This is a genomic window from Pseudomonas putida (genome assembly GCF_001636055.1).
Lineage (GTDB): Bacteria > Pseudomonadota > Gammaproteobacteria > Pseudomonadales > Pseudomonadaceae > Aquipseudomonas > Aquipseudomonas machongensis.
On record NZ_CP011789.1, the window covers coordinates 1,600,942 to 1,625,771 of the forward strand.

At 63.2% G+C, this 24,830-nt stretch carries 26 protein-coding genes; 14 read left to right on the top strand and 12 right to left on the bottom strand.

Annotation, left to right across the window (positions count from 1 at the left end; translation table 11 throughout):
• Positions 1 to 13: 13 nt before the first annotated feature.
• Entirely contained in the window at positions 14 to 301 is a 288-nt protein-coding gene (gatC, locus tag AB688_RS07350) for an Asp-tRNA(Asn)/Glu-tRNA(Gln) amidotransferase subunit GatC (protein WP_054894398.1), read from the bottom strand.
• 202 nt (positions 302 to 503) lie between these two features.
• Between gatC and mreB the strand changes: the two genes are divergently transcribed.
• The 8 genes from mreB (at position 504) to tldD (ending at position 11,586) form a co-directional block, all read left to right on the top strand.
• Positions 504 to 1,541 (top strand): rod shape-determining protein MreB, encoded by a 1,038-nt coding sequence (gene mreB, locus AB688_RS07355; RefSeq protein WP_003255163.1) that lies wholly within the window; start codon positions 504 to 506, stop codon positions 1,539 to 1,541.
• 175 nt (positions 1,542 to 1,716) lie between these two features.
• Positions 1,717 to 2,763 carry a rod shape-determining protein MreC gene (gene mreC, locus AB688_RS07360; protein WP_081255206.1) on the top strand — a complete coding sequence of 349 codons (1,047 nt, stop codon included), beginning with the start codon at positions 1,717 to 1,719 and terminating at the stop codon, positions 2,761 to 2,763.
• Positions 2,763 to 3,251, top strand: a complete 489-nt coding sequence (gene mreD / locus AB688_RS07365; protein ID WP_054894397.1) for a rod shape-determining protein MreD — start codon at positions 2,763 to 2,765, stop codon at positions 3,249 to 3,251. Before mreC ends, mreD begins: the two co-directional genes overlap by 1 nt.
• A 29-nt stretch (positions 3,252 to 3,280) precedes the next feature.
• Positions 3,281 to 3,877, top strand: a complete 597-nt coding sequence (locus AB688_RS07370) for a Maf family protein (RefSeq protein WP_063543148.1) — start codon at positions 3,281 to 3,283, stop codon at positions 3,875 to 3,877.
• A gap of 54 nt (positions 3,878 to 3,931) precedes the next feature.
• The gene (gene rng, locus AB688_RS07375; protein WP_054894395.1) at positions 3,932 to 5,389 is read left to right on the top strand and encodes a ribonuclease G; all 1,458 of its coding nucleotides are present in this window, start codon (positions 3,932 to 3,934) and stop codon (positions 5,387 to 5,389) included.
• Positions 5,390 to 5,462: 73 nt separating this feature from the next.
• A complete protein-coding gene (locus AB688_RS07380) occupies positions 5,463 to 9,284 on the top strand; it encodes a YhdP family protein (RefSeq protein WP_063543150.1) in 3,822 nt (1,273 codons plus the stop codon).
• Between the two features lie 8 nt (positions 9,285 to 9,292).
• Positions 9,293 to 10,144: a carbon-nitrogen hydrolase family protein gene (locus tag AB688_RS07385; protein WP_063543152.1), complete on the top strand. Its 852-nt coding sequence runs from the start codon at positions 9,293 to 9,295 to the stop codon at positions 10,142 to 10,144.
• 2 nt (positions 10,145 to 10,146) lie between these two features.
• On the top strand, positions 10,147 to 11,586 hold the full coding sequence (gene tldD, locus AB688_RS07390) for a metalloprotease TldD (protein ID WP_054894392.1): 1,440 nt from the start codon (positions 10,147 to 10,149) through the stop codon (positions 11,584 to 11,586).
• Between the two features lie 140 nt (positions 11,587 to 11,726).
• On the opposite strand, the gene yjgA is transcribed toward tldD, so the two are convergent.
• Complete coding sequence (gene yjgA / locus AB688_RS07395) at positions 11,727 to 12,248, bottom strand: ribosome biogenesis factor YjgA (RefSeq protein WP_063543154.1); 522 nt, start codon at positions 12,246 to 12,248, stop codon at positions 11,727 to 11,729.
• 109 nt (positions 12,249 to 12,357) lie between these two features.
• Between yjgA and pmbA the strand changes: the two genes are divergently transcribed.
• The 6 genes from pmbA to AB688_RS07425 all read left to right on the top strand — a co-directional run bounded on the left by pmbA (position 12,358) and on the right by AB688_RS07425 (position 17,612).
• Entirely contained in the window at positions 12,358 to 13,704 is a 1,347-nt protein-coding gene (gene pmbA / locus AB688_RS07400) for a metalloprotease PmbA (RefSeq protein ID WP_063543156.1), read from the top strand.
• A gap of 129 nt (positions 13,705 to 13,833) precedes the next feature.
• Positions 13,834 to 14,235, top strand: a complete 402-nt coding sequence (locus AB688_RS07405) for a FagA protein (RefSeq protein WP_081255207.1) — start codon at positions 13,834 to 13,836, stop codon at positions 14,233 to 14,235.
• Positions 14,228 to 15,604 (top strand): class II fumarate hydratase, encoded by a 1,377-nt coding sequence (locus AB688_RS07410; protein WP_063543159.1) that lies wholly within the window; start codon positions 14,228 to 14,230, stop codon positions 15,602 to 15,604. The genes AB688_RS07405 and AB688_RS07410 overlap by 8 nt, the downstream gene beginning before the upstream one ends.
• A 28-nt stretch (positions 15,605 to 15,632) precedes the next feature.
• Positions 15,633 to 16,094: a hypothetical protein gene (locus AB688_RS07415; protein WP_063543161.1), complete on the top strand. Its 462-nt coding sequence runs from the start codon at positions 15,633 to 15,635 to the stop codon at positions 16,092 to 16,094.
• A 1-nt stretch (position 16,095) separates the two neighbouring features.
• Positions 16,096 to 16,707 carry a superoxide dismutase gene (locus AB688_RS07420; RefSeq protein WP_063543163.1) on the top strand — a complete coding sequence of 204 codons (612 nt, stop codon included), beginning with the start codon at positions 16,096 to 16,098 and terminating at the stop codon, positions 16,705 to 16,707.
• 11 nt (positions 16,708 to 16,718) lie between these two features.
• Positions 16,719 to 17,612, top strand: a complete 894-nt coding sequence (locus tag AB688_RS07425) for a ZIP family metal transporter (protein ID WP_063543165.1) — start codon at positions 16,719 to 16,721, stop codon at positions 17,610 to 17,612.
• Positions 17,613 to 17,641: 29 nt separating this feature from the next.
• On the opposite strand, the gene AB688_RS07430 is transcribed toward AB688_RS07425, so the two are convergent.
• The 10 genes from AB688_RS07430 to AB688_RS07475 form a co-directional block, all read right to left on the bottom strand.
• Complete coding sequence (locus tag AB688_RS07430; RefSeq protein ID WP_054894385.1) at positions 17,642 to 17,914, bottom strand: HPr family phosphocarrier protein; 273 nt, start codon at positions 17,912 to 17,914, stop codon at positions 17,642 to 17,644.
• Between the two features lie 20 nt (positions 17,915 to 17,934).
• Positions 17,935 to 18,789, bottom strand: coding sequence for an RNase adapter RapZ (rapZ, locus tag AB688_RS07435; RefSeq protein ID WP_063543167.1), 855 nt, complete (start codon positions 18,787 to 18,789; stop codon positions 17,935 to 17,937).
• Between the two features lie 2 nt (positions 18,790 to 18,791).
• Positions 18,792 to 19,256 carry a PTS IIA-like nitrogen regulatory protein PtsN gene (ptsN, locus tag AB688_RS07440; RefSeq protein ID WP_054894383.1) on the bottom strand — a complete coding sequence of 155 codons (465 nt, stop codon included), beginning with the start codon at positions 19,254 to 19,256 and terminating at the stop codon, positions 18,792 to 18,794.
• A gap of 12 nt (positions 19,257 to 19,268) precedes the next feature.
• A complete protein-coding gene (gene hpf, locus AB688_RS07445; protein WP_054894382.1) occupies positions 19,269 to 19,577 on the bottom strand; it encodes a ribosome hibernation-promoting factor, HPF/YfiA family in 309 nt (102 codons plus the stop codon).
• A gap of 78 nt (positions 19,578 to 19,655) precedes the next feature.
• Positions 19,656 to 21,149, bottom strand: coding sequence for an RNA polymerase factor sigma-54 (locus tag AB688_RS07450; RefSeq protein WP_063543169.1), 1,494 nt, complete (start codon positions 21,147 to 21,149; stop codon positions 19,656 to 19,658).
• Positions 21,150 to 21,322: 173 nt separating this feature from the next.
• A complete protein-coding gene (gene lptB / locus AB688_RS07455; RefSeq protein ID WP_054894380.1) occupies positions 21,323 to 22,048 on the bottom strand; it encodes an LPS export ABC transporter ATP-binding protein in 726 nt (241 codons plus the stop codon).
• Positions 22,049 to 22,573 carry a lipopolysaccharide transport periplasmic protein LptA gene (gene lptA, locus AB688_RS07460; RefSeq protein ID WP_054894379.1) on the bottom strand — a complete coding sequence of 175 codons (525 nt, stop codon included), beginning with the start codon at positions 22,571 to 22,573 and terminating at the stop codon, positions 22,049 to 22,051. It lies immediately after the preceding gene.
• Positions 22,560 to 23,132 (bottom strand): LPS export ABC transporter periplasmic protein LptC, encoded by a 573-nt coding sequence (lptC, locus tag AB688_RS07465; protein ID WP_054894378.1) that lies wholly within the window; start codon positions 23,130 to 23,132, stop codon positions 22,560 to 22,562. The genes lptA and lptC overlap by 14 nt, the downstream gene beginning before the upstream one ends.
• Positions 23,133 to 23,140: 8 nt before the next feature.
• Positions 23,141 to 23,665: a KdsC family phosphatase gene (locus AB688_RS07470; protein ID WP_054894377.1), complete on the bottom strand. Its 525-nt coding sequence runs from the start codon at positions 23,663 to 23,665 to the stop codon at positions 23,141 to 23,143.
• Positions 23,666 to 24,640, bottom strand: coding sequence for a KpsF/GutQ family sugar-phosphate isomerase (locus AB688_RS07475; RefSeq protein ID WP_054894376.1), 975 nt, complete (start codon positions 24,638 to 24,640; stop codon positions 23,666 to 23,668). It abuts the gene before it with no gap.
• Positions 24,641 to 24,830: the final 190 nt, after the last annotated feature.

Sequence of the window (24,830 nt, forward strand, 5' to 3'; positions counted from 1 at the left end):
CAGGCTCTATCCCTTACTCGATGACTTTCGGAACCAGGTACAGACCGTTCTCGGTCGAGGGTGCCACCGCCTGGTAGCGATCGCGCTGGTTGCTTTCGGTCACCTGGTCGGGACGCAGGCGCTGGGTGGCTTCGAGCGGGTGGGCGAGGGGCTCGATGCCGGTGGTGTCGACGGCTTGCATCTGGTCGACCAGCCCGAGAATACTGTTCAAGGCATCGGTAATGCGTGGCAGTTCGCCTTCATTGAGGCCCAGACGGGCCAGATGGGCGATTTTTTCCACGTCACAGCGTTGAAGCGCCATGGGGATCTCCAGGAAAAACAGAAACAGAATGCTTCCGTAATGAGGAACATGCCGGGATTCTGGCGGTCATACGGCCGCGATCATCGGCTGGCGTGCTCGGAAAAACTGCCAATTTAACATATTGGCTCCTTGCCCAAAATCCCTGCCATTGTTAGAGTTTGCCGCACTTTTTTACCCACGCTTTCCCCAGGGTCACTTTCCCATGTTCAAGAAACTGCGTGGCATGTTTTCCAGCGATCTGTCCATCGACCTGGGTACTGCCAACACCCTTATTTACGTGCGTGAGCGCGGTATCGTCCTGAATGAGCCCTCGGTTGTTGCCATCCGTACCCACGGCAACCAGAAAAGCGTCGTGGCCGTCGGTACCGAAGCCAAGCGCATGCTCGGCCGCACTCCCGGCAACATCGCTGCCATTCGTCCGATGAAGGATGGCGTGATCGCCGACTTCAGCGTCTGCGAGAAGATGCTGCAGTACTTCATCAACAAAGTGCACGAAAACAGCTTCCTGCAGCCCAGCCCGCGCGTGCTGATCTGCGTACCGTGCAAGTCGACCCAGGTCGAGCGGCGTGCCATCCGTGAATCGGCGCTGGGCGCCGGTGCCCGTGAAGTGTTCCTGATCGAAGAGCCCATGGCTGCCGCCATCGGTGCCGGCCTGCCGGTCGAGGAAGCCCGCGGTTCGATGGTCGTCGACATCGGTGGCGGTACCACCGAAATCGCCCTGATCTCGCTCAACGGCGTGGTCTACGCCGAGTCCGTACGTGTGGGTGGCGACCGTTTCGACGAAGCCATCGTCACCTACGTGCGCCGTAACTACGGCAGCCTGATCGGTGAATCCACCGCCGAGCGCATCAAGCAGGAAATCGGTACCGCCTACCCGGGTGGCGAAGTCCGCGAGGTCGACGTGCGCGGCCGCAACCTGGCCGAGGGCGTACCCCGTGCCTTCACCCTGAATTCCAACGAAGTGCTCGAGGCGCTGCAGGAATCGCTGGCGACCATCGTCCAGGCGGTCAAGAGTGCCCTGGAACAGTCGCCGCCGGAGCTGGCGTCCGACATCGCCGAGCGTGGCCTGGTGCTGACCGGCGGTGGCGCGCTGCTGCGTGACCTCGACAAGCTGCTGGCCCAGGAAACCGGCCTGCCGGTGATCGTTGCCGAAGACCCGCTGACCTGCGTCGCCCGTGGCGGTGGTCGTGCGCTGGAGATGATGGACAAGCACGCCATGGACCTGCTCTCCAGCGAGTGAGTCCTGGCGCTGTCCAGCCGTCGCTGAAGATCGCCTGGTTTACAGGTGGCACGCACAGTGCTACCTGTATGCGCTGTTGACGTCCGTCGGGCGTCGTTTCCGTCAATCCGCAGGCTGGTGGTTGCATTGACCTCGTGCAATGACCGCTTGAATCGTCGTCCACGAGGAACGGCCCATTAAACCGCTTTTCTCCAAGGGCCCTTCGCTGGGCGTTCGTCTGCTCGTGCTGGTGGTGATGTCGGTCGCGCTGATGGTGGTCGACTCGCGCTTTGACGTGCTCAAGCCGGTACGCAGCCAGATGGGGCTGGTGCTGATGGAATCCTATTGGGTCACCGACTTGCCGCAGCGTCTGTGGCAGGGCGTGGCCGGGCAGTTCGGCAGCCGCACCGAGCTGATCGCCGAAAACGAGAAGCTCAAGACCGAAGCCCTGCTGTTGCAGGGGCGCCTGCAGAAGCTGGCCGCGCTCACCGAGCAGAACGTGCGCCTGCGCGAATTGCTCAATTCTTCGGCACTGGTCAACGAAAAGGTCGAAGTCGCCGAGTTGATCGGCGTAGATCCCAATCCCTTCACTCATCGCATCCTGATCAACAAGGGCGAGCGCGACGGTGTGTTCCTCGGCCAGCCGGTGCTCGATGCCCGTGGCCTGATGGGCCAGGTGGTCGAGCTGATGCCCTACACCTCGCGCGTGCTGCTGCTGACCGACACCACCCACAGCATTCCCGTGCAGGTCAACCGCAACGGCCTGCGCGCCATTGCCAGCGGCACCGGCAACCCGGAGCGCCTGGAACTGCGTCACGTGGCCGATACCGCCGACATCAAGGAAGGCGATCTGCTGGTGAGCTCCGGCATGGGGCAGCGTTTCCCGGCCGGTTATCCGGTGGCCACGGTCAACGAGGTAATTCACGACTCCGGTCAGCCGTTCGCCATCGTTCGCGCCATTCCTACCGCCGCCCTCAATCGCAGCCGGTACATGTTGCTGGTGTTCAGCGATCGACGTACGCCTGAGCAGCGTGCCACTGATGCAGCGATCGCCCAGGAAGAGGCCGACCGTCAGGACGGTGCGGGTGCCAAGCCGGCAGCCGTGCCAGCACCGGCAACTGCGCCCGCGAGCGGCGCACCGGCCCATGCGCCAGCACCTGCCGCCATCGCGCCAGCCCACGGCTCGTCCACCTCACACCCGCCAGCCGCACCCGCGTCGCCTGCACAGCCCCGGAGAGAATGATGGCCAGTACCCGTAGCAGAAACGGCTGGGCCATCTGGCTGACCTTCGTCATCGGCCTGCTGCTCAGCGTCACGCCGATGCCGCAGTTCATGGAGGTGTTCCGCCCCATGTGGCTGGCCCTGTTGCTGGCGTTCTGGACCCTGGCCGTACCCAGCAAGGTCGGCATGACCACCGCCTTCGTGCTCGGCCTGGCCGAGGACGTGCTCTACGGCACCCTGCTGGGGCAGAACGCGTTGATCCTCACCTTGATCACCTTCCTGGTGCTGTCCCTGCAACAACGCCTGCGCATGTTCCCCATGTGGCAGCAGAGCCTGGTGATCCTGGTGGTGTTCGGCATCGCCCAGTTGATCCAGCTGTGGCTCAGCGCCCTGACCGGCAATCGCCTGCCGACGCTTGCACTGGTGTGGTCGGCGGTGATCAGCGCCTTGCTCTGGCCCTGGATCAGCTTTGCCCTGCGCGGCATGCGCCGACGCCTGCATATCCACTGACGCGTCGCCACTGACACGGAGATGTCCCCATGACTCGACTGCACCTGGCCTCCGGCTCCCCACGTCGACGTGAGCTGCTGGCGCAGATTGGCGTGCCATTCACCGTGGTCAGCGCCCCCATCGACGAAACCCCGCAGGTTGGCGAAGCCGCCCAGGCTTACGTCGAGCGCCTGGCGCAAGCCAAGGCGGTGGCCGGTTTCAACCTGCTCGATGTCCCGGGCGTGGTGCTCGGCGCCGATACCGCCGTGGTGCTCGACGGCCAGATCCTCGGCAAGCCGGAAAACCGCGAGCACGCCCTGGCGATGCTGGGCGACCTGTCCAAGCGCGAGCACCAGGTGCTCACTGCCGTGGCCGTGACCGACGGCAAGCGCTCCCTGAGCCTGTGCGTGGCGACCAAGGTTCGTTTCCGTACCATCTCTTTCGATGAAGCATGTCGCTACTGGGACAGTGGTGAACCCTTGGACAAGGCCGGTGGCTATGCGATCCAGGGCCTGGGTGCGGTGTTCGTCAGCGCCATCGAAGGCAGTTATTCGGCCGTGGTCGGCCTGCCCCTGAGCGAAACCGCCGAGTTGCTGGAGCAGTTCGGCATTCCCTGCTGGCAGCATGAGGATACCGTCCAGCGCTAGCCAGCCGCCCGACAGCGATCCATCATTACCGAAGACCTTTGACGAGAGCCTGCCATGAGTGAAGAGATCCTGATCAACATCACGCCGATGGAGTCACGCGTGGCAGTGGTGGAGAACGGAGTGCTGCAGGAGGTGCATGTCGAGCGCACCCAGCGCCGTGGCATCGTCGGCAATATCTACAAGGGCAAGGTGGTGCGTGTGCTGCCCGGCATGCAGGCCGCCTTCATCGATATCGGTCTGGAGCGTGCGGCGTTCATCCACGCCTCGGAGATCTCCCAGCGTGAAGGCTCGGCGGTCGAGACCATCACCGCACTGGTCCACGAAGGCCAGGCCCTGGTGGTGCAGGTGACGAAGGACCCCATCGGCACCAAGGGCGCGCGCCTGACCACCCAGTTGTCGATCCCGTCGCGCTACCTGGTGTACATGCCGCGCAGCAGCCATGTCGGCATTTCGCTGAAAATCGAGGACGAAGCCGAGCGTGACCGTCTTAAACAGGTGGTCAGCGACTCGATGGCGCAAGAGAACATCAAGGACGCCGGTGGCTTCATCCTGCGCACCGCCGCCGAGGGCGCGCGTGCTGAAGACATTCTCCAGGACATCCGCTACCTGCGTCGCCTGTGGGAGCAGATCGGCAGCCAGATCCAGGCCTGCGGTGCGCCGACAGTGATCTACGAAGACCTCGGCCTGGCGTTGCGCACCTTGCGCGACCTGGTCAATCCGAAGATCGAGAAGATCCGCATCGACTCGCGGGAAACCTTCCAGAAGACCACGCAATTCGTCGGTGAGCTGATGCCCGAAATCGCCGACCGCCTCGAGCATTATCCCGGCGAGCGGCCGATCTTCGACCTCTATGGGGTCGAGGACGAGATCCAGCGCGCCCTGGAGCGCAAGGTGCCGCTCAAGTCCGGGGGCTACCTGGTGGTCGATCCTGCCGAGGCGATGACGACCATCGACGTCAATACCGGCGCCTTCGTCGGCCATCGCAACCTCGAAGAGACCATTTTCAAGACCAATCTCGAAGCGGCCACCGCCATTGCGCGACAGCTGCGCCTGCGCAACATCGGCGGCATCATCATCATCGACTTCATCGACATGGAGGACGAAGAGCACCGCCGCCAGGTCCTGCGCACGCTGGAAAAGCAGCTCGAGCGCGACCATGCCAAGACCAATATCATCGGCATTACCGAGTTGGGCCTGGTACAGATGACCCGCAAGCGTACCCGTGAAAGCCTAGAGCAGGTGCTGTGCGAGCCCTGCCTGGCCTGCCAGGGGCGCGGCAAGCTGAAGACGCCAGAGACTATTTGTTACGAAATCTTCCGCGAAATTCTTCGTGAGGCGCGGGCTTACCAGGCAGAAGGCTACCGCGTGCTGGCCAACCAGAAGGTAGTCGATCGGCTGCTGGACGAAGAGTCAGGTAACGTCGCCGAACTGGAGGCCTTCATCGGGCGAACCATTCGCTTCCAGGTCGAGTCCATGTATTCCCAGGAACAATATGATGTGGTGCTGCTCTGACGCGTTCTGAAACCGTTCGCCCAAAGGCGAAAACACCGCTTGCGGCCATAGTTAATGGACGACTCGGAGGGCAATGGCCATGGAACGTCTGACCCGCGTTCTAGGCGCGTTGACCCGTTGGGGGCTGGGGCTGTGCGCCTTGCTCGCGGTGCTGGTGGCACTGTATGTCAGCCTCGGTCGGCAACTGGTGCCGTTGGTGGCCGAATACCGGGCCGACCTCGAAGACAAGGCCCAGCAAGCCTTGGGCTTGCCTGTGCATGTGGGGGCGCTCGAAGGGCGATGGAGTGGCCTGGCCCCGGTGCTCAGGCTGCGCGACCTGCAATTGGGCGAAGGCTCTGCAGCCTTGCGCCTGGATGACGTCAAGCTGGTGCCCGACCTGTGGGCCAGCTTGAAGGCTCGCGAAGTACGGCTGGCGCATGTCCAGCTCGGCGGCCTGCAACTGATCCTGCATGAAGACCAGCAAGGTGCCTGGACCCTTGAAGGCCTGCCGAAGAAAGACGATGCGCCCCTCGACCCTGCCCAATTGCTGCAACGCCTCCAGCAACTGGGCAGGGTCGATGTGTTCGACAGCCAGGTTACTTTCCAGCCGTGGCGCCGTGATTCGGTCACGCTCACCTATGTCAGCCTTGGTCTGCAAGCCGGTCCGTCGCGCCAGCGCCTGGAGATGCGCGCGACCCTGCCCGACGGTCAGCCCCTGGCGTTGAACCTGCGCAGCCGCGCCACCCCCGACGCCTGGCGCGATGGACGCCTGGAGGCCTATGTCAGCCTGCCGCAGAGCGATTGGGCGCGCTGGGTACCGCCAAGCCTGCTCGGGCAGTGGCGAGCCAAGACCCTGCGTGCGGGGGGCGAATTCTGGATCGACTGGAACAAAGGCCATTTGCAGCGCGCCGTCGCCCGCCTGAACGCGCCGCAGCTGCGCGGCGCCTATGCCGGGCGCAAGACCGTGACTCTCGACAACCTGGCGCTCTCCAGTTGGGTGCGCCGGGGCAAGGAAGGCTACGAGGTCGTGGTCGATTCGTTGGCTGCGAGTATCGGTGAAACCCGCTGGGAGACACATTTGCAAGCGCGCCAGCGTCCTGGGCAGGAGGCTGCTGAGGATGTGTGGCATGTCCAGGCCGATCGTCTCGACCTGACGCCGCTGACCCCGCTGATCGATGGCCTGGCACCGCTGCCGGACAACCTGATGACTGTGGTCGATGCCCTGAACGTGACCGGCACGCTGCGTAACGTCCAGCTCGACATCCGTCCCCATGCCGAAGGTGACCAGCGCCTGCAGTTCGCCGCCAATCTCGACAAGATCGGCTTCGATGCGTATCACGGAGCGCCCGCAGCGGGCAATGTCAGCGGCAGCATCAGCGGCGATCTCGGGCACGGCGAACTACGCCTGGATACCGATGCCTTCATGCTGCATCTGTACCCCATCTTCGGCAAACCCTGGCACTACCAGAAAGCCAATGCCCGCCTGACCTGGGCGCTCGACAAGGACGGCTTCACCCTCATCGCGCCCTACATCAAGGTGCTGGGCGATGAGGGCAAGATCGCCGCCGATTTTCTCATTCGTTTCAGGTTCCACGAAGAGCAGGCCGATTATATGGACCTGCGTGTCGGCCTCACAGAGGGCGATGGCCGCTACACGGCCAAGTACCTGCCGGAAGTGCTCAGCCCGGCGCTGGATGAGTGGCTTCGCAGTGCCATCGTCAAGGGTGCGGTCGACGAGGGCTATTTCCAGTACCAGGGATCGCTGAACCACAACGCCCCGGCGCATTCGCGCAGTATCAGCCTGTTCTTCAAGGTGCATGACGCAGCGCTCGATTTCCAGCCGGGCTGGCCGCAGGTGCAGCAGGTGGACGGCAATGTGTACATCGAGGATACCGGTGTGCGCATCCAGGCCAGCAAGGGTCTGCTGCTCGACACCCGGGTCAGTGATGTCAGCGTCAACATCCCCCATGTCGAGGGCGACCAGCATAGCCGCCTGTACCTGGACGGCGAGTTCGACGGCAGCCTGGGCGACGGCCTGAAGATTCTGAAAGAGGCACCGATCGGCACTGGCGAGATCTTCGCCGGCTGGGAAGGCGAGGGCCCGCTGCAGGGCAAGGTCAAGTTGGACATCCCGCTGGAGCACGGTCTGCGTCCCAAGGTGCTGGTGGATTTCTCGACTTCGGATGCCCGCCTCAAGGTGGAGCCCCCGGCACTCGATCTGAGCCGCTTGAAGGGTGACTTCACCTTCGACCTCGACAAGGGCTTGAGCGGCAAGGGCATCAGCCTCCAGGCCTTCGACAGGCCGGTGACTGCGCAGATTCTCGCCGAAGGGCAGGGTGGCCAGATTCAGACCCGGATCAACGCCACCGGCCAGGTGCCGCTAAAGTCGTTGACCGACTGGCTGCAGTTCAAGCAGGCACTCCCGGCCTCGGGCGATATCCCCTACCAACTTCAGGTCAGCCTGGGGAGCCGCGACAATCGCCTGAGCGTCAACTCGTCGCTCAAGGGGCTGACCATCGACCTGCCAGCGCCCTTCGGCAAGACGGCGGGCGAGTCACGCGACAGTAGCTTCAGCATGAACCTGCAAGGTGCCGAGCGGCGCTTTGACGCAAGCTACGCCGATGTGGCGCGGTTGGCCTACGCAGCTTCGCTCGACAAGCTGGCCCAGGGACGCGGCGAGTTGGTGCTCGGCGGTGGCGATGCGAGCGTGCCGGGCGGCCAGGGCCTGCGGGTGCGTGGGCGCCTCGAATCGCTGGACCTCGAGCCCTGGCAGCAGCAGTTGGACAAATATGCAGGTCAAGACCCAGGTGGCAGTGCACGACAGGGCCTGCAGAGCGTGGATGTGAGCATTGGCCAGTTGAAGGCATTCGGCACCGACCTCAACCAGGCAGTGGTGCGTCTGGCTCGTGTTGCCAGCGCCTGGGACCTGCGCCTGGACAGCAAGGAAGTGATCGGCAATGCGCGGATCCCGGATGCCAAGGCCGCGCCCATGGTGGTGAAACTGCAGACCTTGCGCCTGCCGCCGGCCGATCCGCAGGAAGCCCAGGCCGAAGATTCGCCTGATCCGCTGGCCGCCTTCGACCCGCGCAAGGCGCCGGTCCTGGACCTGAGCATCGACAAGTTGTATCGCGGTGACGACCTGTTCGGCAGCGCCTCGGTCAAGCTGCGGCCGAATGCCCGTGGTGTGTCGCTGGACGACATCGACCTCAATCTCAAGGGCCTGCACATCGACGGCAGCGGCGGCTGGGAAGGTGTTCCCGGCAGCACCAACAGTTGGTACAAGGGGCGCCTGGACGGCAAGGACCTGGGTGACGTGCTCAAGGCCTGGGGCTTCGCGCCCACGGTCACCAGCCGCGATTTCCGCATGGATGTCGATGGTCGTTGGCCGGGTTCGCCGGCCTGGGTCAACCTCAAGCGATTCTCCGGCAGCCTCGATGCCTCGCTGCGCACCGGCCAGTTCGTCGAGGTCGAGGGGAGCGCCCAGGCGTTGCGGGTGTTCGGCCTGCTCAACTTCAACTCCATTGGTCGTCGTCTGCGCCTGGACTTCTCCGACCTGTTCGGCGAGGGGCTGGCCTATGATCGGGTCAAGGGCCTGCTGGTGGCCAGCGAGGGCGTTTATGTCACCCGTGAACCGATCGCTGTCACCGGCCCCTCCAGCAATTTCGAGCTCGATGGCACCCTCGACTTTGTGCGCGACCGTATCGATGCCAACCTGCAGGTGACCCTGCCGGTCACCAACAACCTGCCGTTGGCGGCGCTGATCGTCGGGGCACCTGCGGTCGGCGGCGCGTTGTTCCTTGTCGATCGGCTGATCGGCGATCGGGTCGCGCGCTTCGCCAGCGTGCACTATCGGGTCGAAGGTCCGGTCAAAGAGCCTAAAATCACCTTTGTGAAACCTTTCGATAAATCGCGCTAGGAGTGGTCATGAAGTCAGCAGTGATCCAGATGGTCAGCCAGGACGGCGTACTGGCCAACCTGCAGCGCGCTCACGTGCTGCTGGAGCAGGCCGCTGACAGCGGTGCACGGCTGGCGGTGCTGCCGGAGAATTTCGCGGCCATGGGGCGGCGCGATGCGGCGGCGATCGGTCGCGCCGAGGCGCTTGGCGAAGGCCCGATCCTGCCATGGTTGAAACGTGCCGCACGCGACCTCAGGTTATGGATTGTTGCCGGCACCTTGCCGTTGCCGCCGGTCGATGAACCCGAGGCCAAGGCCCATGCCTGCTCGCTGCTGGTCGATGAGGACGGCGAGATCGCCGCGCGTTACGACAAGCTGCACCTGTTCGATGTGGACGTGGCCGACAACCGCGGGCGCTACCGTGAATCGGACGATTACGCCCATGGCGCGCAGGTGGTGGTGGCCGATACGCCGGTTGGACGCCTGGGCTTGTCGGTGTGCTACGACTTGCGCTTTCCCGAGCTCTACAGCGCCCTGCGCGCTGCCGGGGCCGAGCTGATCAGCGCGCCGTCGGCGTTCACTGCGGTGACCGGCGCGGCACATTGGGAAGTGTTGATCCGTGCCCGCGCCATCGAAACCCAGTGCTACATGCTGGCCGCCGCGCAGGGCGGTATCCATCCAGGCCCGCGGGAAACCCATGGCCATGCGGCGATCGTCGACCCTTGGGGGCGGATCGTCGCCGAACATGCGCATGGCGAAGCGATATTGCTCGCCGAGCGCGACGCTGAAGAACAAGCGTCCATACGGGCGCGCATGCCGGTCGTTTCGCACCGGCGCTTTTTCTCGCAGGACGCCTTGCGGCCTGCGCACACCTCGGAGTGACTATGAGCCAGATGTTATCCACCGTCAGCGAGCAGCTCCTGGCCCCGGGCGGACTGACCCTGGACAGCCTGCAGGCTGTGCTGGGTGAGTTGGCAGGGCCCGGCATCGACGCTGCCGACCTGTATTTCCAGGGGCAGATCTCGGAAACCTGGGCACTGGAAGACGGTATCGTCAAGGAAGGCAGCTTCAACCTCGACCAGGGTGTCGGCGTGCGTGCATTGTCTGGCGAGAAGACCGGCTTCGCCTACAGCAACGCAATCAACCTTGAAGCCCTGACGTCAGCGGCGCGCGCCGCCCGCTCGATCTCCCGCGCCGGCCAGAACGGCAAGGTGCAGGCCTTCCGCAGCCAGGACGTGACCGCCCTGTACGCACCGGGCAACCCGCTCGATGTCCTGAGCCGCGCCGAGAAAGTCGAACTGCTCAAGCGCGTCGATGCTGCCACCCGTGCCCTCGACCCGCGTATCCAGCAGGTCAGCGTGAGCATGGCGGGCGTGTGGGAGCGGATCCTGGTGGCGGCGGCCGATGGCAGCCTGGCCGCGGATGTGCGGCCGCTGGTGCGTTTCAACGTCAGCGTCATCGTCGAACACAACGGTCGCCGCGAGCGGGGCGGCCAGGGCGGGGGCGGGCGTACCGACTACCGCTACTTCACCGAAGAGCGGGTGATGGGCTATGCCCGCGAGGCGCTGCGCCAAGCGCTGGTCAACCTCGAGGCGCAACCTGCACCGGCCGGCACGCTGCCGGTGGTGCTCGGTCCCGGTTGGTCGGGCGTACTGCTGCATGAAGCAGTCGGCCACGGTCTGGAAGGTGACTTCAACCGCAAAGGCAGCTCGGCCTACAGCGGGCGGATCGGTGAGGCGGTGGCGTCGAAGCTGTGCACCATCGTCGATGACGGCACGCTGGAAGGCCGTCGCGGTTCGCTGAGCGTCGATGACGAAGGCACGCCGACCGAATGCACCACGCTGATCGAGAACGGCATCCTCAAGGGCTACATGCAGGACAAGCTCAATGCCCGCCTGATGGGTATGGCGGTGACCGGCAATGGTCGACGCGAATCCTATGCGCACCTGCCGATGCCGCGCATGACCAACACCTACATGCGTGCCGGCGAGAGTGACCCGCAGGAGATCATCGCCTCGGTGAAGAAGGGCATCTACTGTGCCAATCTCGGCGGCGGCCAGGTGGACATTACCAGTGGCAAGTTCGTGTTCTCCACCAGCGAGGCGTACCTGATCGAAGACGGCAAGATCACCGCGCCGGTCAAGGGTGCGACCCTGATCGGCAATGGGCCGGAGGCGATGAGCCGGGTGTCGATGGTCGGTAACGACCTGGCCCTGGACAGCGGAGTCGGTACCTGTGGCAAGGATGGGCAGTCGGTGCCGGTTGGTGTTGGCCAGCCGACCCTGAAGCTGGACGCTATCACCGTGGGCGGTACCGGGGCTTGATGACAAGCCCTGCCTGCAGGAGTGGCCTTGTGTCGCGCAAAGGCCGCCAGGCGGCCTCGAGATCTCGGCGACACAGACGGGGCTGCCGTGCAGCCCTTTCGCGACGCGATACCGCGCCTACAAGCGGTCGGTGGCGGTGCTCAGCGCAGGCCGCGTTGCAGCTCGTCGAGGTCACGAATGTACTTGAACACCTTGCGCGCAGCGGCAGGCGGCTTGTTCCGCGCCTTTTCGTGCTGGGCATGGCGGATCAGCGAGCGCAGTTGCTGGCGATCGGTATCGGGGAACTCCTGGACGAAGCGCTCGAGGTCTTCGTCGTTGCCGTCGATCAACCGGTCGCGCCAGCGCTCGAGGCCGTGGAAACGTTCGTTGTACTGGCGCGTGGAGCTGTCTATCTGCTCGAGCAGCGCATGGATGGCCTCCAGGTCCTGTACGCGCATCAGCTTGCCGACGAACGACATGTGGCGTTTGCGGGCACCGTGGGCGGTGTGTTTGGACGCTTCCTCCAGTGCTTTGCGCAACTCGTCGGTGAGTGGCAGGCGCGCGAGGATATCGGGCTTGAGCGTGGTGAGGCGCTCGCCGAGTTCGACCAGCGCATGCAGCTCGCGCTTGATCTGGGTCTTGCTTTTTTCGCCGTCGAAGGCGTCGTCGTATGAATCAACCATGGTGGCAGTCCGCAGGAAATCGCCGCCATGATAACCAGTCGGGGGCCGCTTTGTCCGGCCCGGTCGAAGAATGGCCCTCGCCGAACGCAGAATTTGAGTGGAGAAAACCATGAGTGCAGTCCAGAGCGTAGGTCCTAAGGACCTGCCAGCGTTGCAGGAGCAGGTCGAGGCGATCGTTGCCGAAGCGCGCCGCCAGGGCGCCAGCGCCTGCGAGGTGGCGGTTTCGCTGGAGCAGGGCCTGTCCACCAGCGTGCGCCAGCGCGAGGTCGAAACAGTCGAGTTCAACCGCGACCAGGGCTTTGGCATCACCCTCTACGTGGGCCAGCGCAAGGGCTCGGCCAGTACTTCGGCGAGCGGTCCGGAGGCCATTCGCGAAACAGTGGCTGCTGCATTGGCCATTGCCAAGCACACCTCCGAGGATGAGTGCTCGGGCTTGGCCGACGCGGCACTGATGGCGCGTGAAATGCCCGACCTCGACCTCTACCACGATTGGGACATCGAGCCCGAGCGTGCCATCGAGATGGCCCTGGAGTGCGAGGCGGCCGCCTTCGATGCCGACAAGCGTATTCTCAATGCCGACGGCACCACCCTCAACACGCACCAGGGCGTGCGGGTGTATGGCAACAGTCACGGCTTCATCGGTGGCTACGCCTCGACGCGCCACAGCCTGAGCTGTGTGATGATCGCCGAAGGCGAAGGGCAGATGCAGCGCGACTACTGGTATGACGTCAATCGCCAAGGCCAATTGCTGGCCGACCCGCGCAGTATTGGCCAGCGCGCTGCCCAGCGTGCCGCCAGCCGTCTGGGCGCACGTCCAGTGCCGACCTGCGAGGTGCCGGTGCTGTTCGCTGCGGAACTGGCTGGCGGGTTGTTCGGCAGCTTCCTGTCGGCGATCTCTGGTGGCAACCTTTACCGCAAGTCGTCGTTCCTTGAAGGCACCCTGGGCCAGCGTCTGTTCCCGACCTGGCTGACCATCGACGAGCGTCCGCACATTCCACGTGCGCTGGGCAGTGCCGCGTTCGACGGCGATGGCCTGGCCACTTATGCCAAACCGTTCATCGACAAGGGCGAACTGGTGTCCTACATCCTGGGTACCTATGCCGGTCGCAAGCTCAAACTGCCCAGCACCGCCAACGCAGGCGGGGTGCATAACCTGTTCGTCACCCATGGCGTCGAAGACCAGGCTGCACTGATCCGTCGCATGGGGCGCGGCTTGCTGGTGACCGAACTGATGGGGCATGGCCTGAACATGGTAACTGGCGACTACTCCCGTGGCGCTGCGGGTTTCTGGGTGGAGAACGGTGAAATCCAGTTCCCGGTCCAGGAAGTGACCATCGCCGGCAATATGAAAGACATGTTCCAGCAGATTGTGGCGATTGGCAGCGATATTGAAACGCGCAGCAATATTCACAGCGGTTCAGTGCTGATCGAACGAATGACCGTCGCCGGTAGCTGACGGCGCACCGCTGACCCACGCTTGACGACAAACCCGGCCATCGCGCCGGGTTTTTTGTTTGTGGCTCCGCCCTTGAAGTGATTCTAATTATCAATTAATAATGAATATCATTATCCAGCAACCCCGGCGATGATGTTCATGAAAACCGTCCTCCACGAATTGCCCTACCTGGAAAACTGGCGCTGGTTGAGTCGGCGCATCCGCTGTGCCCTCGAGCCGGACGAACCGCGGCTGATCGAACACTATCTGGCCGAGGGGCGCTATCTGGTCTGTTGCACCGAGACCTCGCCCTGGACCGTGGCGTTGACCTCCTTCCGTCTGCTGCTGGATACCGCCTGCGACCGCATGTTGCCCTGGCATTGGCGCTGCCAGTGCCTTGATCAGGCCTGGCGCCCGCTGCTTGACCTGCGCAACCTCGACCGTTGCGAGCAGAACGAGCGCTGGCAGCCCTATGCGATGCAACTGGCCAGTTGCGTGTTGCTGCCTTCGATTTCCCTCGATGAACTGATGCAAGGATCCGATGATGAGTAATACCCGTATCGAGCGTGACAGCATGGGCGAACTGCAGGTGCCTGCCCAGGCGCTATATGGTGCCCAGACCCAGCGCGCGGTCGACAACTTCCCGGTCAGCGGCCAGCGCATGCCGCTGCAGTTCATTCGGGCACTGCTGTTGGCCAAGGCCGCAGCAGCCAAGGCCAACATCGCGCTGGAGCAACTGAGCGCGGAGCAGGGCGGTGCCATCGTCAAGGCGGTCGAGCAACTGCTGGCCGAGGACTTCATCCAGCATTTCCCGGTGGACGTGTTCCAGACCGGCTCCGGCACCAGCTCCAACATGAACGCCAACGAGGTCATCGCAACCCTGGCCAGTCGTGTGCTGGGTGACGAGATCAACGCCAACGACCATGTCAATTGCGGTCAGAGCAGCAACGACATCATTCCGACCACCATTCATGTCAGCGCGGCGCTGGCCCTGCACGAGCAACTGCTGCCGGCGCTGGGGCATCTGGTTCAGGTGATCGAGGCCAAGGCTGTCGAGGTTCACCGTTACGTCAAGACCGGCCGCACCCACCTGATGGATGCCATGCCGGTCCGCATGAGTCAGGTCCTGGGGGGCTGGGCGGCACAGATCAAGGGTGCCCAAGCGCATCTGGAAGCCACCTTGCCCGCCCTGCAGGCGCTGGCCCAGGGCGGCACAGCGGTCGGCACCGGGATCAATGCCCACCCGCAATTCGCCGTGGGCTTTGCCCGTGAACTGAGCGACCTGACCCGTATCCCGTTCACCCCTGGGGAAAACCTGTTCGCCCTGATCGGCTCCCAGGACACGGCCGTGGCGTTGTCCGGCCAGCTCAAGACCACCGCTGTCGCGCTGATGAAGATCGCCAACGACCTGCGCTGGATGAACTCAGGCCCCCTGGCCGGGCTTGGCGAAATCGAGCTCGAGGGGCTGCAACCGGGCTCTTCGATCATGCCGGGCAAGGTCAACCCGGTGATTCCCGAGGCCACTGCGATGGTTGCCGCGCAGGTTATCGGCAACGACGCGACCATCGCCGTCGCCGGCCAGTCGGGTAATTTCGAACTCAATGTCATGCTGCCGGTGATCGCCCGCAACTTGCTGGAGAGCATCGAGCTGATGGCCAATGCCAGTCGCCTGCTGGCAGATAAGGCGATCGCCAGCTTCAAGGTCAATGAGCCGAAGCTCAAGGAGGCGCTGTCGCGCAATCCGATCCTGGTCACGGCACTGAACCCGATCATCGGCTACCTCAAGGCCGCCGAGATTGCCAAGACCGCCTACAAGCAAGGTCGCCCGATCGTGGAGGTGGCGCTGGAGCATACCGACTTGTCGCGTGATCAGCTCGAGGCCCTGCTGGATCCGGAAAAACTCACCGCTGGCGGTATCTGATCCACGGTCCTCGCCCAGGAGACACGTCATGCAGCATTGGAAACGCACTACGGAAACCGCTAATCGCCTGTTCGACCAAGGCGAACTGGTAGACGCCCGGGAGCACTACCTGCAAGCCCTGGCCCTGGCGCAGGTGCTGTTCGAGCGCTGGCATGACGTTGACGAGGCGGTGGCGGCCTTTGTCATCGCCCACCACAACCTGGCTGACCTGCACCTGCGCCTGAATCAGCCCCACGAAAGCGCCGATTACCTGTGTGCGGCCCATCAGCGGCTGCTACAGGCCAGTCAGGAGCCGCGCCTGCCCCAGGTCCTGCGTGATGCCGCGTTGCGCCACAGCGGGCGTACCTACACCGAGCTGTTGAGCTTTATCGCCGAATACGGCCAGTACCCACGCACCGAGCGCTTGCTCAATCGCCATGTGCCTGAAGCGAGCGAACTGGCTGCCCGGCCGGATGCCACCCACCGTTCACCTGCATACGGAATTCACTGACATGCCCCACACCTTGCCTGCACTGCCTTACGCCTACGATGCGCTGGAGCCGCACATCGATACCCAGACCATGGAGATTCACCACAGCAAGCACCACCAGACCTATGTGAACAACCTCAACGCCGCCATCGAAGGGACCGAGTGGGCCGAATGGCCGATCGACAAGCTGGTCGGCGCGGTCAAGCAGTTGCCCGAAAAGCTGCAAGGAGCGGTGATCAATCAGGGCGGCGGCCACGCCAACCATGCGTTGTTCTGGACCGTGATGTCACCCAAGGGCGGTGGTCAACCCCAGGGGCAGGTCGCCCAGGCCATCGATACGCAGCTCGGCGGCTTCGAGGCGTTCAAGGAGGCGTTCACCAAGGCCGCGCTGACCCGTTTCGGCAGTGGTTGGGCCTGGCTCAGCGTGACCCCGGCCAAGACGCTGGTGGTGGAGAGCAGCGGCAACCAGGACAGTCCGCTGATGCACGGCAACACACCGATCCTGGGGTTGGACGTGTGGGAGCACGCTTACTACCTGAAGTACCAGAACCGTCGTCCGGAATACATCGGTGCCTTCTACAACGTCGTCGATTGGACGGAAGTTGAGCGTCGCTACCTTGAAGCCCTGAAGTGAGTCGATCTGTCATGCGCTCCGAGGTGATGTCTGTCAGCAGTGTGCGCCTGTTCCGACTGGCGCTTGGGACTTTGCTGTTGCTTGTCGGAACCGCGCTGTTGGTGGCGCGGGGCATCGCCTGGTTGGACCTGGAGCCGCGCATGTTACGTGCGCTTGAAGGCGGTGCATTGTGCGCACTGGGCACGGCGCTGGGCGCGGTACCGGTGCTGGTGATCCGCAACATGCCTGTGGCGGTAGCTGACACCTTGCTTGGCTTCGGTGCTGGGGTGATGTTGGCAGCCACCGCGTTCTCTCTGATCATCCCGGGCCTTGATGCGGCTCAGTCCATTGGCTTCAGCCCTTGGGGCGCCGGTGGCCTGGTCAGTGCCGGGTTGTTGTTCGGGGCGCTGTGCCTGTTCCTGGTCGACTTGAGAATCTCCGGGGTTTCGCCGGAGTCCATGGTCGGGCAAGGCAATCAGCCGGTGATCGCTGCGCGGATCTGGCTGTTCGTGGCCGCGATCATCGCGCACAACATCCCGGAAGGCATGGCTATTGGTGTTTCCGCTGGCGGCGGCATGCCAGACGCCGACAGCCTGGCCATGGGCATTGCCTTGCAGGACGTGCCGGAGGGGCTGGTGATCGCGTTGGTGTTGGCGGGGGCTGGGATGTCGCGGTTCAAGGCCTTCCTGATCGGTGCTGCATCCGGGCTGGTGGAGCCGGTGGCGGCGGTGATCTGTGCCTGGCTGGTGAATGTTGCCGAGCTGCTGCTACCGCTTGGGCTTGCGTGTGCGGCAGGAGCGATGTTGCTGGTGGTGACCCAGGAAATCATTCCCGAGTCACGCAGCAATGGCAATCATCGCCTGGCAAGCCTGGGGTTATGCATCGGCTTCTGCCTGATGATGGTGATGGACACTGCGATGTCCTGAGGCTGTCAGGCAAGGGACGGGGCGGGAGCTTACTCGCCTTCGTCGAAATAATTGTTGATCAGCGCCACCAGTGCATCCAGTGCGTCGTTGTCCTGCTCGCCTTCGGTATGCAGGTGCACTTGGGTGCCTTTGCCCGCGGCCAGCATCATCACTGCCATGATGCTCTTGCCGTCCACCAGCTTGTCGGGGGCTCGCCCGACCCGAACCTGGCAGGGGAACTTCCCGGCCACGCCGACGAACTTGGCTGCCGCCCGGGCGTGCAGGCCCAGCTTGTTGATGATGGTGATTTCGCGGGCGGGCATCGTGGGGTGGATCCTGTGGGTTAGAGGTCGCGGTGACGGACCTGGACGTTTTTCAGGGTTTGCTGCAGCAGTTGTCCGAGGCGCTCGGTGATATAGACAGAGCGGTGGTGTCCGCCGGTGCAGCCGATGGCGATGGTGACGTAGGCGCGGTTGCTGGCGGCAAAGCGCGGTAGCCACTTCAACAGGTAGCTGGAGATGTCCTGGAACATTTCCTCGACGTCCGGTTGTGCTGCCAGGTACTCGATCACTGGCGCTTCAAGGCCAGAGTGCTCGCGCAACTCGGGTTTCCAGTAAGGGTTTGGCAGGCAGCGCACGTCGAACACCAGATCGGCGTCCACCGGCATGCCGCGTTTGAAACCGAAGGATTCGACGAGAAAAGCGGTGCCGGGTTCAGGCTGGTTGAGCAGGCGCAGCTTGATCGAGTCACGCAGCTGGTAAAGATTAAGGCTGGTGGTATCGATCTTGAGGTCGGCGAGGTCGGCGATGGGGCCGAGCAGTTCGCTTTCGACGCGGATCGCTTCGGCGAGCGAACGGTCCGCGTTGGTCAGCGGGTGGCGACGGCGGGTTTCGGAGAACCGCTTGAGCAGCGTGTCCTCGTCGGCGTCCAGGTACAGCACGTCACACTGGATGTGACGCGCGCGAGCGTCCTCGAGCAATTCGGGGAAGCGCGACAGATGGCTTGGCAGGTTGCGCGCATCGATGGACACGGCGACCTTGGGTTGCATCAGTTCGGTATTGATCAGCGCGTTTTCCGCCAACTGCGGCAGCAACCCGGCGGGCAGGTTGTCGATGCAGTAGTAGCCGTTGTCTTCCAGCACATCGAGCGCGGTGCTCTTGCCGGAGCCGGACCGGCCGCTGACGATGATCAGGCGCATGTTCAGTGCTCGTTCTGTGCGTCCAGGACTACCTGGTAGAGGGCTTCGCTGCTGTCGGCGGCACGCAGGCGATCACGGACTTCCTTGCGATCGAGCATGCTGGCGATCTGGCGCAGCAGTTCGAGGTGGGCATCGGTGGCCGCTTCCGGGACCAGCAGCACGAACAGCAGGTCTACAGGGGCGCCGTCGATGGCGTCGTAGTCGATGGGAGCGTCCAGATGCAGCAGGGCGCTGACGGGGGCAGTACAACCTTCCAGGCGGCAGTGTGGAATGGCGATGCCATTACCGAAACCGGTGGAGCCCAGTTTTTCGCGAGCGATGAGCTTTTCGAAGACGTCTTGCATCGCAAGCTCAGGTACTTGCTCGGCAATCAGGTTGGCGACCTTTTCCAGGGCGCGCTTCTTGCTGCCGCCCGGCACGTTCACGAGGGAACGGCCGGGGGTCAGGATGGTTTCAAGTCGGATCATGGATGAGGGGGATCAGCGGGCAGCTGCACCTTGCAGCAGGCTTTGCTGTTTTTCCTTGTGTTTTTTCAGTTGGCGGTCGAGCTTGTCAGCCAGTGCGTCGATCGCGGCATACATGTCTTGGTGTTCAGCGTTGGCGACCACTTCGCCGCCGGGAATCTGGAGTGTCGCTTCAACCTTCTGCTGCAGCTTTTCGACTTTCATGATCACCGTTGCATTGGTGATCTTGTCGAAATGTCCTTCCACGCGGGCGAGCTTCTCGAGCACGTATTCGCGCAGTGGTTGGGTGACTTCTACATGCTGGCCACTGATGTTGACTTGCATACAGCTTCTCCTTTGTTGCCCGTGCATAAAGAGGCAGGTATTGCACCTGCCACTGAAACGCTGTGGCACATCCCGGCGCTACATCAATCGCTTGCGCTCGCTCGACGGGGCAATCCCCAGCGATTCGCGGTACTTGGCGACGGTGCGGCGGGCTACCTGGATGCCTTGTGCCTCCAGTAAACCAGCGATCTTGCTGTCACTCAATGGCTTTTTCTGATTTTCCGCGGCCACCAGTTTCTTGATGATCGCGCGGATCGCCGTAGACGAGCATTCGCCGCCTTCGGCGGTGCTCACGTGGCTCGAGAAAAAGTATTTCAATTCGTAGATGCCACGGGGGGTGTGCATGTACTTCTGTGTGGTGACCCGCGAAATGGTCGATTCGTGCATGCCTACCGCTTCGGCGATGTCGTGCAGCACCAGCGGTTTCATGGCTTCGTCGCCATGATCGAGGAAGCCGCGCTGATGTTCGACGATTTGCGTGGCCACTTTCATCAGCGTCTCGTTGCGGCTTTGCAGGCTCTTGATGAACCAGCGCGCTTCCTGCAGCTGGTTGCGCATGAAGGTGTTGTCGGCGCTGGTGTCGGCGCGGCGGACGAAGCCTGCATACTGCGGATTGACTCGCAGGCGAGGCACCGCTTCCTGGTTCAGTTCGACCAGCCAGCGGTCGCTGTCCTTGCGTACGATGACGTCCGGGATCACGTACTCCGGCTCGCTGGATTCGATCTGCGAACCCGGGCGCGGATTGAGGCTTTGCACCAGCTCGATGACCTGGCGCAGCTCGTCTTCCTTGAGCTTCATGCGACGCATCAGCTGGCTGTAGTCGCGGCTGCCGAGCAGGTCGATGTAGTCGGTGACCAAGCGCTGGGCTTCGGCCATCCACGGCACGCTCGCCGGCAGCTGGCGCAGTTGCAGCAGCAGGCATTCGCCCAGGTTGCGGGCGCCGACGCCGGCCGGCTCGAATTGCTGGATGCGGTGCAGCACCGCTTCGACTTCATCCAGCTCGATGTCCAGCTCGGGATCGAATCCGGCGCAGATTTCCTCGAGGCTGTCTTCCAGGTAGCCCTGGTCGTTGATGCTGTCGATGAGGGTGACCGCGATCAGGCGGTCGGTGTCGGACATCGGTGCCAGGTTGAGCTGCCACAGCAGGTGGCTCTGCAGGCTTTCGCCGGCAGAGGTGCGGGTGGTGAAGTCCCACTCGTCGTCATCGTTGCTGGGCAGGCTGCTGGCGCTGGTCTGGTAGATGTCTTCCCAGGCCGTGTCGACCGGCAGTTCGTTGGGGATGCGCTCGTTCCACTCGCCTTCTTCGAGGTTTTCCGTGCTGACGGTGGTTTCCTGGAAGCTGTTGTCCTGGGCTTCGGCGGCAGGTTTGCTTTCGCCGTTTTCCGCCATCGGATCGCTGTTGTCGAAGTCGTCGCCGTCTTCCTGACGTTCGAGCATCGGATTGGATTCCAGCGCTTCCTGGATTTCCTGCTGGAGGTCCAGGGTGGAGAGCTGGAGCAGACGGATGGCCTGTTGCAACTGCGGGGTCATCGTCAGTTGCTGGCCCATTTTTAGGACGAGCGATGGTTTCATGGCTGGGGCTTAATACCTTGTTCGCCGGCGCGCATGCGCCATCCACTACAGGGCGCCGAAGCGCCAAATCTTAAGCAAGTTATATGCCTGAAATTGTAGCGTTTGCCTAGAGCACTGTAACACTTAAGCCCGTTTCACCAGGCATTTCCAATGCTCCAGGCAGCTCCCGGGCGTCAGAGTCGGAACTCGTGGCCCAGGTAGACTTCCTTGACCAACTGGTTGGCCAGGATGGTCTCGGCGTCGCCTTCGGCGATCAGTTGACCATCGTTGACGATATAGGCGGTCTCGCAGATGTCGAGCGTTTCGCGCACGTTGTGGTCGGTGATCAGTACGCCGATGCCCTTGGCCTTCAGATGGTGGATGATCTGTTTGATATCACCCACGGAAATCGGGTCGACGCCGGCGAAGGGTTCGTCCAGCAGGATGAATTTCGGCGCAGTCGCCAGGGCGCGGGCAATTTCGACGCGACGGCGTTCGCCACCGGACAGGCTCATGCCGAGGTTGTCGCGGATGTGGCTGATATGAAACTCCTGCAGCAGGCTTTCCAGCTCCTTGCGCCGTCCATCGCGGTCCAGGTCCTTGCGTGTCTCGAGGATGGCCATGATGTTGTCGGCGACCGACAGCTTGCGGAAGATCGACGCTTCCTGCGGCAGATAGCCGATGCCTGCCTGGGCCCGGCCATGCATGGGCTGGTGGCTGACATCGTTGCTGTCGATGAGCACGCGGCCCTGGTCGGCCTGGACCAGCCCTACGATCATGTAGAAGCAGGTGGTCTTGCCGGCGCCGTTGGGGCCGAGCAGGCCGACGATCTGGCCGCTGTCGATCGACAGGCTGACGTCACGGACGACCTGGCGGCCCTTGTAGCTCTTGGCCAGGTGCTGGGCTTTGAGGGTTGCCATTTACTCGGCCTTTTTCTTCGGTTGGATCACCATGTCGATACGCTGACGAGGTGCGGTCACGTTACCACCACGGCCAGCGGTCGCCACCTGGGTCTTGGTGTTGTAGACGATCTTCTCGCCTTCGGTGGTGTTGCCTTCGTTCTCGACCTTGGCGCGGTCGGTGAGGATGACGATATCCTTCTGCGCCTGGTACTGGATGGTGACGGCCCAGCCCTTCATCTTGTCGGGTTTTGCAGCGCTCTGCTGCTGCTCGAAGTAGGCCAGGTTGCCCACCGAGGTCACGACGTCGATGTCGCCGGAGGCGGCGCGAGTCATGGTCACGGTGTTGCCTTTGATCATCATCGAGCCCTGGGTGATGATCACATCGCCGGTGTAGGTGGCAACGCCCTGTTTGTCGTCCAGATGGGCGTTGTCCGCCTGGATGCGGATTGGCTGGTCACGGTCGTTCGGCAGGGCCAAGGCGCTCGCGCTTCCCAGTGCTGCGCTCAGGCTGAGCAAAAGGGGGAGGGTTTTAACGAGCCTCATACTGTCCTCTTACGTTGGACAGCAGGTCCATCCTGCCGTCTTCCAAATATGCTTTCATTCCTACACCCGTAGTCGTGCCACCGGCGCCGTCGATTCTAACGGCTTGGGCGGTCTGCGCATATTGCTTCTGCGGGAACACCGTCATGCGGCTACTGGTGATCAGGGTGTCGCGTTGTTTTTCGTCGGTGCGGGCGATCCGCACGTTGTCGATCAGTTCGACCTCGGTACCGTCCGGGTTGACCTCGGCGCGCACGCTCTGCACATGCCATGGGAACGCTGTCCCACGGTAGATGTGCATGTCTGGCGTGGTCACCAGGGTGACTTCGCTGGCCTTCAGGTGCTCGACCTTGTCCGCGGTCATTTCGTATTGCAGCCTGCCGTCGGGCAGGTACTGTACGCTGTGGGCGTTGATCGCATAGTAGTCGATGGCGCTTTCGTCGACCTGGGCCGTGGGCTTGTCGAGGAAGCTCTCGGGGCTGATGTTCCAATAGCCGACCGCCACCAGCAGCGCAGCGATGGCTGCCAGCAGCACGGCATTTCGAAGTTTCTTGCTGAGCATGGCGTGGCCTACAGGTAATGGGCGTTGGCAGCGTCCAGGGTACCCTGGGCCTGCATGATCAATTCACAGAACTCGCGGGCTGCGCCTTCGCCGCCGCGTGCCTGGGTGACGCCGTGGGCGTGCTCGCGGACGAAGGTCGCGGCATTGGCCACGGCCATGCCCAGGCCCACCCGGCGGATTACCGGGAGGTCGGGAAGGTCGTCGCCCAGGTAGGCGACCTGCTCGTAGCTCAGGCCCAGCTCGGCGAGCAGGCCGTCCAGCACCACCAGCTTGTCTTCGCGGCCCTGGAACAGGTGTGGAATGCCCAGGTTCTTTGCCCTGCGCTCGACCACGGGGGTCTTGCGTCCACTGATGATCGCGGTGGTTACGCCCGAGGCCATGAGCATCTTGATGCCGTGGCCATCGAGGGTGTTGAAGGTCTTGAATTCGCTGCCGTCCTCGAGGAAGTACAGGCGGCCGTCGGTCAGCACGCCGTCCACGTCGAAGACGGCCAGCTTGATGGCTTGGGCGCGTTGCATCAGGTCCTGGGTCATTTACATCACTCCGGCGCGCAGCAGGTCGTGCATGTTCAGGGCGCCGGTCGGACGATCCTGGTGATCGACCACTACCAGTGCGCTGATCTTGTGGTCTTCCATGATCTTCAAGGCTTCGGCGGCGAGCATTTCGGCGCGGGCGGTCTTGCCGTGAACGGTCATGACTTCGTCGATGAGCGTCTTGTGCACGTCGATGTTGCGATCCAGGCTACGACGCAGGTCGCCGTCGGTGAAGACGCCGGCCAGGCGGCCGTCATGCTCCATGACCACGGTCATGCCCAGGCCCTTGCGCGACATTTCCAGCAAGGCGTCCTTGAGCAGTGTGCCGCGCTGCACCTGGGGCAGTTCGTCGCCCGCGTGCATGACGTTCTCGACTTTCAACAGCAGGCGACGGCCCAGGGCGCCACCCGGATGGGAGAACGCGAAATCCTCGGCGGTGAAGCCGCGAGCCTCGAGCAGGGCGATGGCCAGGGCATCGCCCAGGACCAGGGCGGCGGTGGTGGACGAGGTGGGTGCCAGGTTCAGCGGGCAGGCTTCCTGGGCGACGCTGGCGTCGAGGTTGACTTCTGCAGCCTGTGCCAGTGGTGAGTCGGGCTTGCCGGTCAGGCTGATCATCTGGATGCCCAGGCGCTTGATCAGCGGCAGCAGCGTGACGATCTCTGCGGTGCTGCCGGAGTTGGACAGGGCGAGGATGACATCGTCGCGGGTGATCATGCCCATGTCGCCGTGGCTGGCTTCGGCCGGGTGCACGAAGAACGACGGGGTGCCGGTGCTGGCGAGGGTGGCGGCGATCTTGTTGCCGATATGGCCGGACTTGCCCATGCCGACCACGACAACCCGCCCCTTGCTGGCCAGGATCAGCTCGCAGGCCTTGACGAAATTGTCGTCGATACGGGCCCGCAGGCCTTCTACGGCCTCGAGTTCCAGGCGCAGGGTGCGCTGGGCGGATTGGATCAGCTCGCTGGATTGGCTCATGTCGAAAAAGCAATGCCTGATGAAAAGGCGCCGATTATAGCGGCAATGTTTGAAACGCTCACCTTCGAGTTGTCGTAGGCAGTTGCAAAATTGCTGTACGGTGCCTGAACGACTCGGGGAAATGGCCTTGGGGACAACTTTGCGCGGTGCTATAGTTCGCCGCTATTCGGCCCGCCAGGGATGCGTGTGC

What these genes read in the sequence shown, in the direction of transcription:
- AB688_RS07470 (WP_054894377.1), bottom strand. Translation starts at nt 23,665, where the DNA reads ATGACCCAGGACCTGATGCAACGCGCCCAAGCCATCAAGCTGGCCGTC.
- hpf (WP_054894382.1), bottom strand. Translation starts at nt 19,577, where the DNA reads ATGCAAGTCAACATCAGTGGCCAGCATGTAGAAGTCACCCAACCACTG.
- AB688_RS07415 (WP_063543161.1), top strand. Translation starts at nt 15,633, where the DNA reads ATGCAGCATTGGAAACGCACTACGGAAACCGCTAATCGCCTGTTCGAC.
- AB688_RS07370 (WP_063543148.1), top strand. Translation starts at nt 3,281, where the DNA reads ATGACTCGACTGCACCTGGCCTCCGGCTCCCCACGTCGACGTGAGCTG.
- pmbA (WP_063543156.1), top strand. Translation starts at nt 12,358, where the DNA reads ATGAGTGCAGTCCAGAGCGTAGGTCCTAAGGACCTGCCAGCGTTGCAG.
- yjgA (WP_063543154.1), bottom strand. Translation starts at nt 12,248, where the DNA reads ATGGTTGATTCATACGACGACGCCTTCGACGGCGAAAAAAGCAAGACC.
- lptA (WP_054894379.1), bottom strand. Translation starts at nt 22,573, where the DNA reads ATGAGGCTCGTTAAAACCCTCCCCCTTTTGCTCAGCCTGAGCGCAGCA.
- ptsN (WP_054894383.1), bottom strand. Translation starts at nt 19,256, where the DNA reads ATGATCCGACTTGAAACCATCCTGACCCCCGGCCGTTCCCTCGTGAAC.
- mreD (WP_054894397.1), top strand. Translation starts at nt 2,763, where the DNA reads ATGGCCAGTACCCGTAGCAGAAACGGCTGGGCCATCTGGCTGACCTTC.
- tldD (WP_054894392.1), top strand. Translation starts at nt 10,147, where the DNA reads ATGAGCCAGATGTTATCCACCGTCAGCGAGCAGCTCCTGGCCCCGGGC.
- lptC (WP_054894378.1), bottom strand. Translation starts at nt 23,132, where the DNA reads ATGCTCAGCAAGAAACTTCGAAATGCCGTGCTGCTGGCAGCCATCGCT.
- AB688_RS07380 (WP_063543150.1), top strand. Translation starts at nt 5,463, where the DNA reads ATGGCCATGGAACGTCTGACCCGCGTTCTAGGCGCGTTGACCCGTTGG.
- gatC (WP_054894398.1), bottom strand. Translation starts at nt 301, where the DNA reads ATGGCGCTTCAACGCTGTGACGTGGAAAAAATCGCCCATCTGGCCCGT.
- AB688_RS07410 (WP_063543159.1), top strand. Translation starts at nt 14,228, where the DNA reads ATGAGTAATACCCGTATCGAGCGTGACAGCATGGGCGAACTGCAGGTG.
- lptB (WP_054894380.1), bottom strand. Translation starts at nt 22,048, where the DNA reads ATGGCAACCCTCAAAGCCCAGCACCTGGCCAAGAGCTACAAGGGCCGC.
- rapZ (WP_063543167.1), bottom strand. Translation starts at nt 18,789, where the DNA reads ATGCGCCTGATCATCGTCAGCGGCCGGTCCGGCTCCGGCAAGAGCACC.
- AB688_RS07430 (WP_054894385.1), bottom strand. Translation starts at nt 17,914, where the DNA reads ATGCCCGCCCGCGAAATCACCATCATCAACAAGCTGGGCCTGCACGCC.
- AB688_RS07385 (WP_063543152.1), top strand. Translation starts at nt 9,293, where the DNA reads ATGAAGTCAGCAGTGATCCAGATGGTCAGCCAGGACGGCGTACTGGCC.
- AB688_RS07475 (WP_054894376.1), bottom strand. Translation starts at nt 24,640, where the DNA reads ATGAGCCAATCCAGCGAGCTGATCCAATCCGCCCAGCGCACCCTGCGC.
- AB688_RS07405 (WP_081255207.1), top strand. Translation starts at nt 13,834, where the DNA reads ATGATGTTCATGAAAACCGTCCTCCACGAATTGCCCTACCTGGAAAAC.
- mreB (WP_003255163.1), top strand. Translation starts at nt 504, where the DNA reads ATGTTCAAGAAACTGCGTGGCATGTTTTCCAGCGATCTGTCCATCGAC.
- AB688_RS07450 (WP_063543169.1), bottom strand. Translation starts at nt 21,149, where the DNA reads ATGAAACCATCGCTCGTCCTAAAAATGGGCCAGCAACTGACGATGACC.
- rng (WP_054894395.1), top strand. Translation starts at nt 3,932, where the DNA reads ATGAGTGAAGAGATCCTGATCAACATCACGCCGATGGAGTCACGCGTG.
- AB688_RS07420 (WP_063543163.1), top strand. Translation starts at nt 16,096, where the DNA reads ATGCCCCACACCTTGCCTGCACTGCCTTACGCCTACGATGCGCTGGAG.
- AB688_RS07425 (WP_063543165.1), top strand. Translation starts at nt 16,719, where the DNA reads ATGCGCTCCGAGGTGATGTCTGTCAGCAGTGTGCGCCTGTTCCGACTG.